Source organism: Actinosynnema sp. NPDC037264 (assembly GCF_055603705.1).
The window spans coordinates 1-14,158 of record NZ_JBVJVK010000056.1; the positions used below are offsets into that span (position 1 = coordinate 1).

The 14,158-nt window shown below is 66.2% G+C and carries 14 protein-coding genes; 4 read left to right on the forward strand and 10 right to left on the reverse strand.

Going from position 1 to position 14,158, the window contains the following annotated elements:
- Nucleotides 1-68: 68 nt before the first annotated feature.
- The 8 genes from ACZ7GX_RS36600 to ACZ7GX_RS36635 form a co-directional block, all read right to left on the reverse strand.
- Nucleotides 69-881, reverse strand: a complete 813-nt coding sequence (locus ACZ7GX_RS36600; protein ID WP_498783765.1) for a tyrosine-type recombinase/integrase — start codon at nucleotides 879-881, stop codon at nucleotides 69-71.
- Between the two features lie 35 nt (nucleotides 882-916).
- A complete protein-coding gene (locus ACZ7GX_RS36605; RefSeq protein WP_498783767.1) occupies nucleotides 917-1,105 on the reverse strand; it encodes a helix-turn-helix domain-containing protein in 189 nt (62 codons plus the stop codon).
- A gap of 18 nt (nucleotides 1,106-1,123) precedes the next feature.
- Nucleotides 1,124-2,728, reverse strand: coding sequence for a replication initiator (locus tag ACZ7GX_RS36610; RefSeq protein ID WP_498783769.1), 1,605 nt, complete (start codon nucleotides 2,726-2,728; stop codon nucleotides 1,124-1,126).
- Entirely contained in the window at nucleotides 2,725-4,191 is a 1,467-nt protein-coding gene (locus ACZ7GX_RS36615) for an FtsK/SpoIIIE domain-containing protein (RefSeq protein WP_498783771.1), read from the reverse strand. The genes ACZ7GX_RS36610 and ACZ7GX_RS36615 overlap by 4 nt, the downstream gene beginning before the upstream one ends.
- Before the next feature lie 388 nt (nucleotides 4,192-4,579).
- Nucleotides 4,580-5,308: a hypothetical protein gene (locus ACZ7GX_RS36620; protein ID WP_498783773.1), complete on the reverse strand. Its 729-nt coding sequence runs from the start codon at nucleotides 5,306-5,308 to the stop codon at nucleotides 4,580-4,582.
- Nucleotides 5,298-5,549: an AMED_5909 family protein gene (locus tag ACZ7GX_RS36625; RefSeq protein ID WP_498783774.1), complete on the reverse strand. Its 252-nt coding sequence runs from the start codon at nucleotides 5,547-5,549 to the stop codon at nucleotides 5,298-5,300. The genes ACZ7GX_RS36620 and ACZ7GX_RS36625 overlap by 11 nt, the downstream gene beginning before the upstream one ends.
- Nucleotides 5,530-5,865 (reverse strand): hypothetical protein, encoded by a 336-nt coding sequence (locus tag ACZ7GX_RS36630; protein ID WP_498783776.1) that lies wholly within the window; start codon nucleotides 5,863-5,865, stop codon nucleotides 5,530-5,532. The genes ACZ7GX_RS36625 and ACZ7GX_RS36630 overlap by 20 nt, the downstream gene beginning before the upstream one ends.
- Nucleotides 5,866-5,868: 3 nt before the next feature.
- On the reverse strand, nucleotides 5,869-6,333 hold the full coding sequence (locus ACZ7GX_RS36635) for a hypothetical protein (protein WP_461121667.1): 465 nt from the start codon (nucleotides 6,331-6,333) through the stop codon (nucleotides 5,869-5,871).
- Between the two features lie 191 nt (nucleotides 6,334-6,524).
- Here ACZ7GX_RS36635 and ACZ7GX_RS36640 point away from each other — a divergent pair, with 191 nt between their 5' ends.
- Genes ACZ7GX_RS36640 through ACZ7GX_RS36655 form a run of 4 tightly spaced genes read left to right on the forward strand, consistent with a single transcriptional unit; the run spans nucleotide 6,525 to nucleotide 10,076 of the window.
- Complete coding sequence (locus ACZ7GX_RS36640; protein WP_498783778.1) at nucleotides 6,525-7,412, forward strand: DUF5919 domain-containing protein; 888 nt, start codon at nucleotides 6,525-6,527, stop codon at nucleotides 7,410-7,412.
- Nucleotides 7,412-8,254, forward strand: coding sequence for an inositol monophosphatase family protein (locus ACZ7GX_RS36645; protein ID WP_498783843.1), 843 nt, complete (start codon nucleotides 7,412-7,414; stop codon nucleotides 8,252-8,254). The genes ACZ7GX_RS36640 and ACZ7GX_RS36645 overlap by 1 nt, the downstream gene beginning before the upstream one ends.
- A gap of 27 nt (nucleotides 8,255-8,281) precedes the next feature.
- On the forward strand, nucleotides 8,282-8,908 hold the full coding sequence (locus ACZ7GX_RS36650) for a hypothetical protein (protein ID WP_498783780.1): 627 nt from the start codon (nucleotides 8,282-8,284) through the stop codon (nucleotides 8,906-8,908).
- A 1-nt stretch (nucleotide 8,909) separates the two neighbouring features.
- A complete protein-coding gene (locus ACZ7GX_RS36655) occupies nucleotides 8,910-10,076 on the forward strand; it encodes a GmrSD restriction endonuclease domain-containing protein (RefSeq protein ID WP_498783782.1) in 1,167 nt (388 codons plus the stop codon).
- A 739-nt stretch (nucleotides 10,077-10,815) separates the two neighbouring features.
- On the opposite strand, the gene ACZ7GX_RS36660 is transcribed toward ACZ7GX_RS36655, so the two are convergent.
- The gene (locus ACZ7GX_RS36660) at nucleotides 10,816-12,003 is read right to left on the reverse strand and encodes a cation:proton antiporter (protein ID WP_498783784.1); all 1,188 of its coding nucleotides are present in this window, start codon (nucleotides 12,001-12,003) and stop codon (nucleotides 10,816-10,818) included.
- Nucleotides 12,000-14,153 carry a protein translocase subunit SecD gene (secD, locus tag ACZ7GX_RS36665; RefSeq protein WP_498783785.1) on the reverse strand — a complete coding sequence of 718 codons (2,154 nt, stop codon included), beginning with the start codon at nucleotides 14,151-14,153 and terminating at the stop codon, nucleotides 12,000-12,002. Before secD ends, ACZ7GX_RS36660 begins: the two co-directional genes overlap by 4 nt.
- Nucleotides 14,154-14,158: the final 5 nt, after the last annotated feature.

The window sequence follows — 14,158 nt, forward strand, 5'->3', positions numbered from 1 at the left end:
CCAGGATCGCCCACTCCGCATCCGTCAGATCACCACGCGCCACAACGCAATTTGATCAAACCCTACGATCAACATTCCGGCGGACACGCCCTAGGAGGCGCGAACACCTGCACGTTGTCCACGACACGCACTTGCCGAACAACGTGCAGCACCTTCTCGTCGCGGTCGACGTCGTCCATCGAGAGCCCGAAGACCTCGCCCTGACGCAGGCCGCAACCAGCCGCGAGCGGAACGACGATCTTGTACTTGGCCGTCAACGCGAGCCGGACAGCCGCCAGCTTGCCCGCCGACCAGGGCACGATCTTGCGCTTGTCCGGCTGCGGTCGAGTCACGCTCTTGGCCTTGCACGGGTTCTCGGCGATCATCTTGTCGTCAATCGCGGCGTTGAAGATTGCCGAGACATGCACGAACACGACAGCCCGCGTTCCACCGGCCAACTTCTTCTGCTGCAACGCGCGCAGCCAGCTACGGATGTGAGTCGGCAAAATCGAGCCGATCTCCTTACCGCCCAGATACGGATAGACCAACTTCTTCAACCGCCGCTCGACCGCGTTGCGCGTACTGCCGTCGAAAGCTTGATCTTTCAGCCACGAATCCGCGTACACCTGAAACGACACCTTGCCCGCTTCCGGGTCGAGGTACGTACCGGTGCGCTTCTGGTTCTCGACTTCGAGCAGGAACGCATCAGCAGCACTCCGCTGCCTGTCCGGAAAGCTCTTGCTGCGTTCCTGCCCGGACGGGTCGATGTAGCGGACCTTGTACCGCATCCCCACCCCGTACAGCTCGGTCTTCTCGCGAGTGGGCTTGCCCTTGGCATCCAGCTCAGGCTTGCCCGACTCGTCCACCTTCGGCCGCCACCAGCGGTCTTGGATGTGCCCCACGGCAGTCTTCTCCTGTCGATCGAATTGCCGAAAGATCAGGCGGCGTTCTCGTCCACCTGGTCAGCCCAGGCCCGCACCCGAGCCGGGACATAACGGAGGTACTTCCCCACCTTCTTCACGGGCGGTCCGACGCGCTGCCACTTCCACTGGTAGAGCGTCTTGACCGGAACACCCAAGAACGCCGATACCTCGTCCACACCCCACAGAGGTTCGATCTCAGTCATGACTTCCCCCCACGGTTGTCAAGCTGCTAGCGAAGTTGCCGAAACTTCCGCCGGTTCACCGGCCGCGAGCATCGCCCGGTCGTATTCCGCTTTCCATCGCGTTCGTTCCGCGATGGCGTGCATGAGTTGGTGCGCGCGTGGTGGCACGTTCGGGTCACCGGGCCGGACCTTGTGCCAGACGAGCTGAGAGGTGTCGGGTTCCGGCTTCTCGATGCCCACGGCCTTGAGCGCCTCCATGACGAAGCGCTTTCGATCGGCCCGGTGGTCGGCGAGCGTCTTGCCCGACCACTTGCGCGACACCAGCACCCGCCGACCAGGCAGGCCGAGAGTGGTCCGCCGATGCGCCCGCCCCTTGCAGTGCCCAGGGGTAGTTCGGGAGCCCACGCCACGCGGTTGGATGCCGTAGAGCAGCCACACGGCGCACCGGTCAGAGCACGGCGTCACGGCCAGCTCGTCCGCCAGGCGGTCAGCGTGCCGCCGCTGTCGGTCGGTGCTCTGCTCAACCACTTCACCGATGGACTTGGTGAGGTACTTGGTCAGGTAGCCGATGTGCCGCCCGGCTTCCTCCGAGCCGCCGAGGATGCCCTTCGAGTGAACCTGACGGCCGAAGGTCACCACGTGCGCCGGCTCGTCCACGGCCTCGACCGCGTCCGCCCAGACCATCAACGGCCGCCGGGTGTCGGGGTCGACGAACGCTTCCGCCCGTGCGTCCCAGACCGGCAGGTGGTCACCGCCGTAGACCCGTTCGTCGTGGTTGGGCCACCAGACCTGGTGGTAGGTGGCCGCCGTGACGAGCCGGATGGTCTCGTGCGGGATCGAACCGCGGATTGCCGCATGGAGGTGGGGCGCAGCTCGACGCTGTGGTTCGACCGTGGCGAAGTACTGCACGTCCCAGCCGACGACCCGACGCAGGTTCTGCCACCACCGGTCGACCAGTGAGGCGAAGTGCACCGCGTCCCGAGCCGCCCGCCGGTAGTCGTAGGTGTCCGGGTCGACCGGTGTGCCGTCGTCGCGCACCCGCCCGTAGGTGTCGAGGGTGAGCGTGACGAACATCGAGGGCCGGAATCCTCCCGCGTACTCCCGGCCCACGGTCCGCTTCTCCACCCGCCGCCGAGGCAAGTTCGGCGCATCCTGCCGCCGCCTGGTCGACCGCTTCACCGGCCGCTTCGGTGGTGCGTCGGGCGAGGGGAAGCGACCCCGGACACCGAGCTGCCGAAGTTCCGCGTCGACCGAGTGAATCTCCTCCCGCAGCTCGTCAGCGTCACCCGCAGCCCCGGCGTCGACCGCCTCCCGATACGCCTTGACCAGATCCGCCCGGAACGTCAGCAGCTCCTTCTGATCCTCAGTCGGCGCGGTCGGGGTGAAGTCGGGTTCCTCAGCCATGTGCCAGCCCTCACGACACTGGACCATCCGCAACGCCTTGGCCTTCTTGGCGCACGGCGCACAGACGCTTTCGACCGTCGACCCGCAGGGCACTGCCACGTAGCGGACTTCGAAGGTGGCCCGGTCCTCCACTTCCATCGTGAAGGGCCGGACGCAGACGCCGTACTTCTCGGCGGCAGCCTTGGCCACGTCCAGGGCGATGGGCTGACGCATTCGCTCCGCGCGAGTCTCGCCGCTCATGCCGCCGTCCTCCCTTCGGTGCCGCCCGGTTGGTTGGGGAAGTCGTGCACAGTCGCGTTAGCCAGGTAGACGCCAAGCTCGACAAGATCGGCGTCGGTGACGTGGAAGGCCCGAGCCCGTTCCGGTTCCCGCTGCCCGTCGTGCTTGACCCACGCGACGCCGGGCGTGTTCTCGCTGATCTCATGGGCCGCCGCGCCGCGCTGCCGGACGCCATCACCGAGGACCATGTCCACCTGTTGCGGCTCATCCAGGCGCAGCGCCACGCGGGTGCTGAACAAGTGCCGGAACCCGACAACCTCCTTACGCGGGTCCTGCACGAGGCCCACGACGGCGTAGCCGGGTGCGCGACCCTGTGAGGTGATCGTCTGGATAGCCCGCACGGCTCGTTCGCGGAGCTGCTTGTCCGGCTGGTAGGCGATCAGGTCCGCCAGCTCGTCCACCACCAGGACCGTGAACGGCTCCCCCGTCGACCGCGCCCACAGCCGCCGGACACCCCGGTATCGCGTCGCCCGCTCCTTGACCTCTGCGGCGATTTCCTCAAGCAGGGCAACGGCTTCCGGTCCGTTGTCGTACACAACCCGATCGAAGGCGTCGGGACATTGACCGAGTTCCATCCCGCCCTTCGGGTCGATCCCCACGAGCCGCACCAACCCCGTCCGGATGGCCGGAGCGAGCTGCCAGACCAGCGACCAGAGCACCGAGCCCTTGCCCGCACCCGGCACGCCGACCACGAGCACCTGAGACCCGAGCAACCGCAGTCGCCACGGCTTGCCCGTCTCCGTCCTGCCCACCACCACGCGCTTGAGATCCACCTCGGCATCCGTCAGCGTGGGCACGGTCAGGGGGCGCAGCAGCGGGTCACGGTGGACGAAGTCCAGCTCGATCACCCGAGGCCGCAGCACCCGGACTCGGCACGAGCGAGCGCCGAACGAGTGCGCCAAGCCGTCCCGCCGCAGCTCCCATACCTCCGGCGACTGGGCAGGCACCATCCGCACCCGGACCCGATCCCGCCAGCCGTCCGACCGGACCCGCCGCAGTTTCGGCTGGAACTCACGCCCCCGGTCCCGCTTGGCCAGGTCGGCAAGGCGCATCACCGACCGCCACCGGGGCACGTACACGGTGGCGCGTCGCCATTCGGTCAGCAGCCGGTACCAGCCGTGCCTCAGGAACGACCCGCGATCCAATCCGGCCCAGATGGTCAGGGCCGCGACCAGCGACAACAACGCCAGCACCAGCGGCGAGAGCCCGAACCGCCACCAGCACCAAGCCGCCGACACCGGCACCAACGTGACCACCGGATACCGGACGACAACGAGCACCAGGCGCACGACGCCGACCAGGCCCAGCCACACTGCGACCACCAGCAGGGCCAGCCACTTCGCCTTACCGGGCATCAGCGCCCACCACGGCACCCGAGGCCGCACACCCTCGAACGGAGCCGGGTCCACCCACTTGCCGCCCATCACGCACGCCCCACCGGGGCGAAGATCAGCGGCAGCCACCCCAGACACGAGCAGCAGACGAGCTGGTTGGGCGCGTAGATCCCGAACCGATTGCACGCCCCGCAGGGGCGACCGTTGGACAGCTTCCACACAGACGGGGCATCGCGCCGACTTGACGCGTGACCCCCACGTACCGATAGCCTTGACATGACCGGAACCCCTTGTGTGTCAACAAAAGCGCGCGAGAATGACCGGTCGTTGTGTCGTCGGTGAACTGCTCCAGGCCCGCCAAGACTTGAGGTCCGTTCACCGACGACCACGACCGACAGGTCAGTGATCGTCTTCAGTTGTCACCCGCCAGTGCGGGCGGACACCGCCGCATCCGATGCCCGCCCACACCACCGGTCAGCTAGTAGTCGAGCGGATCGGGCATCCAGCGCAACCAGGCCGCGAGACCGCCGAGGGTGATCTTGAACCGCGTCTCCTCGCGCTCCTCCCCGCCGTCCTCCCGCCACTCGTGCGCCGTGGCGTGACCGGCCGCGACCAAGTCCAGGCAGGCCAGCCGCACCATCTCCTCAGCCGCGCCCGCCGCCGTCACCAAGTCCTCGACCGTCCACGCTCGCGACGGCACCAGTACCAGCGCATCCGCCACCCGGTACAGCACAGGGAACGAGTAGCCGACCGCCTCACCACGCGCCCGGTCCTCGTCCGACAGGCGCGACCCCATCACCGGAACCAACCGCGAATCACGCCACATGTCCGCATCCCGCAACCACTCGTGCGCCACGACCGGCCCGCCCCAGTAGGCGAGCCCTTCGGACGACAGACGATGCCGGTGTACGGACAGCGCTCCTTGCAACGTCTCCTGGTCGACGGTCACGTGACCCAGCTCCACCAGGTCGTTGCAGATGTGGCGCACCACCGAGTACGGCAGCTCCACGGACCGCGCCAACGAGCGCAACGACCACGCCTCGTTCGGGTAGCCGACAAGCCGGCGCATCACCGCCTCGAACATGAACGACGTGTACCCGGCATCGGACAACTGCTCCAACGGCAGGCCGTCACCCACCACACGGGCCAGACCACCGACCCCGTTCGACCGACGACGGCCCCGCTCCACAGCCTGATCAACGCTCATCCGACTCAACCCCCTCAGCCTTGGCACCCTCGCGCTTGGCCCAATACAGCGCCTCGTGGTGGTGACCTCGATCAACTTCTGCGACCCGCGCGTACACCTCGGCCGACCGCAGGTAGAACTCCCGCCACACCTCAGGCGACGCATCCGGCGCGGGCATCAGGTGCGTCAACGCCTCGTGGGCGTCCTTGAGCAACGTCACCGCGTACGCCGCCACCCACCGGTCAGGCTTGGTCTTCGCCACGACCGCTCACCCCCTCCACCGGCGCGTGAACGCGATGCCCACCGGCCTGCCGATCGCCACCCGCAACGCGCTCGTTGACGTCGGCCTGGTGGTCGAACGTCTCGGCCGCGTGCAACGCCGCCGCCTTGGCCCACCACGGCGTGCTCTCCAACGCCGCGAGCTGCCGCCACAACCACGCCACCCGCCGATAGGTCGGCGCGATCCGAGCCGCAGCCGCCGGATCATCGGCCGCGACGTACCGGTTCGCCTCGTGCGCCTCGGTGTACTTCCGGTACGCCGCCTGCCACTGCACGGTCAGTTGCTGAAGATCGGACACGGCTCACGCGGCCTTGGCCTCGGCGCTGCCACCGTTCGACTTGCCACCGGCCGGAGCCGATCCAGCCGACCTCCCCGCCGCCCGGAAACCGGTCGCCCGGAATAGGAACGACTGGTACTTGAACTCACCGTTGCCCGCGATGCGCGGCTCAGCCGTCAGCCCGTCCAACTCGACCGGCCGCATACCGGGCAACACCTCTCCGGTCGTCGGCACCGGCTGAACATCGGCCAAGAGCGTGATCTCGAAGCTCTTGCGCTTGGCGTTGGGCTCGTGCGGGTCGGTGACCGTGACCTTCCACTGCCGCTTACCGGTCGCCTCGTCCACCCGCTGACGCACCGGCCGACCGGCCGCCCTCTCGTCACGGGTCTGATACTCCGTGTCCGGCATGACCTCCCCGACCATCACCAGGCCCTGAGGGAACGCGTCATCGAACGAGACGGGGAACCGGTACCCCTTGCTGATCGCCATCGGCTTCACTCCTCTGACTGGTGCCGCTGTGTCGCGGCTTGCCCATTCAGATTCGTTGGCCAATGGTCCCGTCCCAGCTCCGCAGCGGTCTCACCTGCCGCGTACCGCCCGCGTGTCGATCTCAGGTTGTCTCGTCTTGGTCTCGTCTAAGTGCTAGCCTCGGCCGAAGGAACCACGTGGGGGGAGACCACATGGCCACAGAGTCCACTCTCTTGAGAGTCCTGCTCCGACAACGCCACATGCAGGGCTACCGCACCTTCTGCAAGGAGTACGACCGCGTCGCCAAGCAACTCGACACCGACCTGATCGGCCGCTACCCCAGCAAGGCCCAGTTCTACCGCTGGCTGTCCGGCGACCTCCTCGGCCTGCCCTACGCCGACCACTGCCGCATCCTCGAAAAGATGTTCCCCAGCTGGACTGCCGAGCAGCTCCTGTCCCCACACGAGGGCGACACCGACAGCCTCATCACCCCGCCCCAACGAACCGCGGCCTCCACCCACCCCGTGCCGCGCCCGGTCCAGATGCCCCAACAGGCCCGCCTGGCCGACGTCACCGCCGTCTACCCCAGCCGAACTGAGTTCCTGCACAACGTCACCCCACGCGACCTCTTCGAGGGCGCGAAGAGCATCGACATCGCGGGCCTGTCCCTCAACGTCCTGTGCCAGCAGTACTCCGACAAGGCCCTACTCGACTCCATCGAAACCGGCACCACCATCAAGGCTCTCTTCCTCGACCCCAACGGCCACAACATCACAGCCCGCGAACAGGAGGAGGGTCTACCCGATGGCCACCTCTCCATGCTCACCCGCCTCAACATCGAAGCCCTGCGCCGAGTCGGTGCCAAGGTCTCACCCGACGCACGCGGACAGCTCAACATCCGTGTCTATGACGAACCACTCCGGTACAACATCCTCATCACCGACCAGGCGACCTGCGTGGTCCAGCCCTACTTGCCCGATGCCCGAGGCGTCGAGTCCCCTACGCTCGTGATCGAGAAGGACGAAGCGGTACCCGGCCTGTTCGCCACCTTCTCCCAGGTGTTCGACTCCATGTGGGATCGCGCGAAGGAGACTGGGTGATGCAGCACCTCGACCGACTAGTCAAGATCGCACGCCGGGCGGCCAGCATCGGTGAAGACCTCATCCGCAGCACTCGCCCGGAAGTCGTCACCAAAAAGGGCGATCGTGATACCTATACCGATGTAGACGTGAAAATCGAGCGCCAGATCCGCTCCTACCTAGCGGAGACAACCCCTGATTTTGGATTCATCGGCGAAGAAGAGGGCCGAGCGAATCGCGCATCCGACAGTCAGTATGTATGGGCACTCGACCCTATCGACGGAACAGCGAACTTCGTCCACGGCATTCCTCTCTGTGCGGTGCAAATCGCACTCATCCACGAGGGACGTGCCATCGTCTCCGCCGTGTCCCTTCCCTACATGAACATGCAATATTGGTCTGCGAGTGGACAGGGGTCTTATGGAAACGGTGCCCGTCTTCGCGCAAGGGAGACCGCCAAGCTTTCAGAAGCTATCGTATCCATAGGGGATTATGCAACCGGCGAGGCTGCGGCTAGCAAGAACGAACGACGTATAGCATTGACCGCTGCATTGGCAGGACGAGTGGAGCGGATACGCATGTTCGGATCGGCCGCACATGACCTGGTTTGGCTGGCTGAGGGGCGAACCGATGCCGCCATTTTCCTGTCAAACAACACGCTCGACATGGCAGCCGGAATTCTGATTGCGCGTGAAGCGGGTGCCGTCGTGACGGACAGTCGCGGCGTCCCGCATACTGACCAATCGTTCGACACGGTCGCAGCCACACCAGCACTGGCCCTGAAGTTCACGCAAATTTTCGACACGATAGACTTGGAATCGCCCGATGCGCCAGTTAACCGGGGATTTAGAAGTACAATCTGACACCATGCCGACCGAAAGCGGAAGAAATTGTCTGACTGGCTCCAGATCAGCCCGCAAGATTTCATTGCGGCCGTACAGTCCGACGAACCGATCTCCTTGCTTGTCGGCAAGCTGATACTGGACCGGTTGCCCGCGGTTTTCGACTCTAAATCTCAGTACTTCAAATGGCGGGCGGAACTCGCTAGCGGTCTAGAGGTCGACCAGCGGGACATTGTGCTGGTCGGTAGCGCAAAAACCGGTCGCAGTTTGAATCCCCGAAAGCACTTCCGAGTGTTCGGACGAGAATCTGATGTCGATATAGCGGTAATATCTCGCACTCATTTCGATATAGCATGGTCGTGGTTCAGAAGGACAGATCCCGTAGTCCTTGGCTTGGACGAGGAAGGCGGAAAGCTCTTCAGAAGGCATCGGGAAGCATATGTCTTCGATGGGATGATCGCGGCGAATTACTTCCTCGGCCATCTGCCTTTCGGCTCCACGTGGTTCAAGGAGTTGCAGCGCACTAACTCTTATCTACCCGAGGTGCTGCAAGGGCGCAAGATGTCCGTACGAATTTATATGGACAGTGAGTCTTTGCGGCAAGCGCAAATACGATCGTTGGACCAGTACAGGCGCTACCTCGAGAACAAGAAGAATGACACGAAGGGCCGATGAGATGTCGGGTGAAAGCTTCCTCAATACAAGTCATCAAACCATCGGCTGGTTTAATGACCTTAATCGTCGTAATTATTTGGACTTGAAGCCACCATTTCAGCGTCGCCCTGTATGGACAACCGAAGAAAAGTCTTTTCTGATCGACTCGGTCCTTCGCGGTTATCCGGTTCCTGAAATCTATGTGCACTCGACAATCATCGTTGATGCCTCCGGCGAGGACGTTCAAACGTATGCCGTAGTTGACGGTCAGCAGCGGCTTCGGGCCATCCTCGAGTACATGGCCGACGGGTATGCCGTCAAGTTCGACCCTGCGAAGTTGCAGCCTCTTTACGCTCTTCGTGAGACACCATGGATGGGGAAGAAATTCTCCGAACTGGAGTCGACCACGAGGGAACGCTTTAGGCGCTATAAGCTGATCGTACGCGACCTGGAAGGAGTATCCGACCAGCAGATTCGCCACATGTTTCACCGACTAAACCAATCAAACATCGCTCTCAATTCACAAGAACTTAGGTACTCCATGTACCACGGCGGCCTCCTGAACGTCGTCGAATGGCTAGTCAAACGGGACGAGTGGGATCATTTCCGCTTGTTCACCAAGCTACAGCAACGTCGGATGCTTGATTCGGAATACGTGAGCGAGTTGATAATCGGCTACCTTCATTGGCCACAGAACAAGAAGGACGACGTAGACCACTATTACCGTCAATATAGTGCCGATTTTCCTTTCGCATCCGATGTGCAGGCACGCTTCGATAAGGTGCTGACGTATCTGGTCGACCTCTTTCCGCGACCCAAGATGAACGGGTCTCGCTGGTACCGGAAGACTGACTTCTACACGCTTTTCCTGGCGATCGCTCGACGGAAAATTGATGTCCAGGAATGGCCGCTTGATGACCTTCGGGAAAAGTTGCTTGACTTCGCATCTAGGGTAGACTCTCTGCAGCCCAATAGCGATGAAACCCCGGCTGTGATCCGCTATAAAGTTGCAGTGGAGAAGGCGGCTAGCGATCGAGGCCGGAGGGTGCGGCGAGAAGAGGCGCTTATTGCGTTTCTCTCCAACGATGACCAGGAACTTGGCGATATGTCGGACGCCGGTGCGGACGTGGAGCTCGACGACACCGATGACGCTGACCAAGAGTTCGATGAAGAGTATGCGGACCGCTGATCGGTGTAGGGATAGTCTGCCGAGCTTGGCTCTATAGGATCAAGGCGCGCCGCCTGCGGCAGCGCGCGGCAGTCCGGCACATGTTGGCACCGACTCCCCGCATCACGGCACGCCGGGCTCCCGCTTCGCTCCGCCCGTCGGCCGTGCGCGGAGTCGGTGCACGTGGCCGGGTGGCGGCGCGCCAGCACTGAGGCCAGATCCGCAAGCAGCTCGGGAGCAACACCGGTCGGGACGATCGCGCGGTCACGCGGCCTGGTCGGGCTGGGCACGGCGATCGGCTGCCGCGACGGCTGCGCCGTCTTGCCATCGAGAAGGTCACCGGCGATGAGCACCAGGCCCAGGATGCACGACGGGCGCTGTCCCTGACGCGTCGTTCGCATCAAGGACAGCGCCCATGTGGTGATCAATTTCCAGGCCGTCACCAGGCCGTACAACGTCGGGCGGTCACGAGAACCACCAAGAACTAACGAGAGAGTCTGCGCTGGTCAGAGGCTTGCGGAGTCCGAAGAGGACTGGTCAGCCAGAACAGCACTCAGAAGATCTCGTTCTGGTAGGCGGCGAACTGACCAGTCATGTGCCCTCATCCCCCGCTCGGGCCGGTTGCCGGCCCTCTGCGGTCCCGTCCGCGTCGTCGGTTCGCCGATCATGCTCGTTCCCGCCCGCGCCGCCCGCAAGCACTCGATCGCGGCACTACCGGACCGGCCGAACGACGGCGACCCGGAGGCCTGTCGACCGATCCTCACGCCTCACGCACGCGGTCGGCGAACAGCCGTTTCGGCAGGAGCCAGGTCAGCCGGGCCGAGCGCAGCACGGCCAGCGGACCCACTACGGCCAGCAGCAGGACGTAGCCCGCGACGAACGGTGCGACGCGGGAGTCCAGGCCGGCTGCCACGGCCATCGCCGCCAGGACCAGGGAGAACTCCCCGCGCGTCAACACGGTCAGGCCGATGTCCACCGCCTGCTGCCGGTCGAACGAGTGCAGCTTCGCGGCGAACAGGCCGGCGCCCAAATTCAGCACGATCGTCACCGCGACGGCCGCCAGGATCGGCAGCGCGACCGTCCCCACGGCGCCGGGATCGATGCTCAGGCCGAAGATGAAGAAGAACAGCGCGCCGAACGCGTCCCGCAGCGGCAGCACCAGCTTGTGCACGCGGGGTGCGACGCCGGAACCGCCGAGCACCGCGCCGACCATGAACGCGCCGATCGCGTCGGACACCCCGAGCTCGTGCGCGACCGCCGCACCCGTCACCGCCACGCCGACGAAGCACACCACCAGCAGCTCGTCGTCCGCCGAACCGAACAGCCTGGTCACCACCCGACCGCCCCACCGCGCGATCGCGGCCAGCACCAGCAGGAACGCGAACGCCTTGCCGAAGTCCACCAGCGCGGACACCCCGGACGTGCCGCTGAGCACGGGCTGCAGCACGGCCAGGTACAGCGCCAGGAACACGTCCTCGATCACGATGATGCCCATCACCAGCCGTGACTCGGGATTGCGCAACCGCCGCGCCTCGACCAGCAGTTTCGTCACGATCGCCGACGACGAGATGCCGATCGCGCCGGCGATCACCAACGCCTCGCGCGTGCCCCACCCGAGCGCGAAGCCGAACGCCAGCCCACCGCCGATGTTGAGCACCAGGTACCCGGCGCCCGCCACCGCGAGCCGCCGGCCGCCCGACACCAGGTCGTCCACCGAGAACTCGAGGCCGAGGTAGAACAGCAGGAACACCAAGCCGAGGCTGGACAGGACCGCCAGCTCGCCGGGATCGTCCACAAGGGACAGACCAGGGGTGTGCGGCCCGAACAGGATGCCCGCCACCATGAACAGCGGGATCGTCGGCAGTCCGATCCGGACGCCGGCGCGCGCGATCACGCCCGCGGCGAGGAACGCCCCACCGACCGCCAGCAACGCGTGGCCGGTGCTCATCGGTCCTCCAGCACGATCGCCACCGGCGCCGCGGTCAGCACCGTCGAGACCGTGCCGGCGACGAGCCCGATCAGCAGCGCGGTGGAGAAGTCGGCCAGCGAACCGTCACCGAGCACCAGCAGCGCGGCCAGCACGAACAGCACGCCGATACCCGTGTTCACCGTCCGCGGCAGGGTTTGCAGCACCGCCGAACTCATCACCTCCGGGAACGGCGCCCGCGTCCGCCGCAGCTCGCGCACCCGGTCGAACACCACCACCGAGTCGTTCACCGAGTACCCGATCACGGTGAGCAGCGCGGCCAGGAACACGCCGTCGGCCGTCTTGCCCAGCCACGCGAACGCGCCGACCAGCACGACCACGTCCGTGACCAGCGCGACCACGGTGGCCACGCCGAGCCGCCAGTCGAACCGCACGGCCAGGTAGACCAGCTGCGCGGCCACCGCGATGGCCAGCGCGATCAACGCGTTGCGCCGCAGCTCCGAGCCGAGGCTGGGGCCGATCAGCTCGTTGCTGACCTGCTCCGCACCACCGGTCGCGCGGTCCACCGCCTCACCCAGCCGCACTGCCGCGGCCGAGTCGATCGGACCCGTGCGCACCGAGACGCCGTCCGAGCCCGACGTCACCACGACCGCGTCACCGAACCCGGCGGACGCCAGCTCCGCCCGCACCCGACCGGTGTCCACCGAGGCGGCCGTGAACTCCAGCATCCGACCGCCGGTGAACTCCACGCCCAGCTCCAGCCCGCGCAGCACCAGTCCGCCGACGGCCGCCAGCAGCACGAGCCCGGCAGCGAGCAGCCACCGCCGGGGCCGCCGGAACAACGTGATCCCACGCGAGGTCAGCCACGTGCGCACCCGCCCCAACGTGTGCAGCCCGCTCCACCGAGGCCGCCGTTCCAGCAGCGGCATGACCAGCTGCAACAGCACCCGGCTCAGCACCAGGGCGCTGAACAACGACGCCAGCACACCGATCGACAGCGTGACGCCGAACCCCTTCACCGGCCCGGTGGCCAGCCAGAACAGCAGCCCGGCGGCCAGCAGCGTGGTCACGTTCGAGTCCGCCACCGCGCTCAACGCGCCGCGGAAGCCCTGGTCCACCGACCGCGGCAGGCGCTTGCGCCGCGCGTACTCCTCCCGCGACCGCTCGAACACCAGCACGTTCGCGTCCACCGCCATGCCGATGGCCAGCACGAACCCGGCCAACCCCGGCAACGTCAGCGTCGCGCCGATCGCCAGCATCGCCGCGTACGCCAAGGCCGCGTAACCGCCCAGCGCCAACACGGCCACCAGCCCGGCCAGCCGGTACACGAACACCAGGAACAGCCCGGTCAGCGCCACGCCGATGATCGCCGCACGGGCGCTGGCCTCGATCGCCTCCGCGCCGAGCGTCGGACCGACGGTCCGCTGCTCCACCACCTCGACCGGCACGGGCAGCGCGCCGGAGCGGATCACCAGCGCCAGCTCCTCGGCCTCGGCCTGGCCGAACCGCCCGGTGATCGACGTGCTGCCGCCGATCATGCCGGTGCCGCACACCGTCGAGACGTCCACCTGAGGCGCGGACACGACCTCGCCGTCGAGCACGAACGCCACCCGCCGCTTCGGGTCGCCCGGTGGTGAGCACGCGGCCTCGGCGGTCACCCGCTGCCACGCCTGCGGCGCGTCGCCCTGGAAGTCGACGCCGACGAGGTAGCCGACGCCCTGCGGGTTGGGCGTGGCGCGAGCGTCCTCGATGCCCTCGCCGGTCATCACGACCTCGCCGAGGCCGACCGCGTCGCCCTCGGGCGTGGGCACGTCGCCCGGCCCGGTCACCGGCTGCACGCGCAGCTGGGCCGTGCGGCCGAGCACCTCGATGGCCTCGGTCGGGTCCTGCACGCCGGGCAGCTCCACCACGATGCGGTGATCGCCGGACCGGGCCAGCACGGGTTCGGCCACGCCGAGCTCGTCGACCCGGCGGCGCAGCACCTCCATCGCCCGGTCGGTGGCGTCGGAGGTGGCCTCGGACGGGGTTTCGAGCACGATCTGGGTGCCGCCGCGCAGGTCGAGGCCGAGGCGCGGTTGGACGGTGAGCAGGGTGAACGCGGACGCGGCGAGCACGCCGAGGGCCAGCAGCCCACGGACGAGTAGCGCTCGCCGCGCGCTGGGGCGCGGCATGGTGG

Bases quoted from the DNA above. Each gene is read 5' to 3' on its own strand.
- ACZ7GX_RS36605 (WP_498783767.1), bottom strand. From the start codon at position 1,105: ATGACTGAGATCGAACCTCTGTGGGGTGTGGACGAGGTATCGGCGTTC.
- ACZ7GX_RS36610 (WP_498783769.1), bottom strand. From the start codon at position 2,728: ATGAGCGGCGAGACTCGCGCGGAGCGAATGCGTCAGCCCATCGCCCTG.
- ACZ7GX_RS36615 (WP_498783771.1), bottom strand. From the start codon at position 4,191: ATGGGCGGCAAGTGGGTGGACCCGGCTCCGTTCGAGGGTGTGCGGCCT.
- ACZ7GX_RS36620 (WP_498783773.1), bottom strand. From the start codon at position 5,308: ATGAGCGTTGATCAGGCTGTGGAGCGGGGCCGTCGTCGGTCGAACGGG.
- ACZ7GX_RS36635 (WP_461121667.1), bottom strand. From the start codon at position 6,333: ATGGCGATCAGCAAGGGGTACCGGTTCCCCGTCTCGTTCGATGACGCG.
- ACZ7GX_RS36640 (WP_498783778.1), top strand. From the start codon at position 6,525: ATGGCCACAGAGTCCACTCTCTTGAGAGTCCTGCTCCGACAACGCCAC.
- ACZ7GX_RS36645 (WP_498783843.1), top strand. From the start codon at position 7,412: ATGCAGCACCTCGACCGACTAGTCAAGATCGCACGCCGGGCGGCCAGC.
- ACZ7GX_RS36655 (WP_498783782.1), top strand. From the start codon at position 8,910: ATGTCGGGTGAAAGCTTCCTCAATACAAGTCATCAAACCATCGGCTGG.
- ACZ7GX_RS36660 (WP_498783784.1), bottom strand. From the start codon at position 12,003: ATGAGCACCGGCCACGCGTTGCTGGCGGTCGGTGGGGCGTTCCTCGCC.
- secD (WP_498783785.1), bottom strand. From the start codon at position 14,153: ATGCCGCGCCCCAGCGCGCGGCGAGCGCTACTCGTCCGTGGGCTGCTG.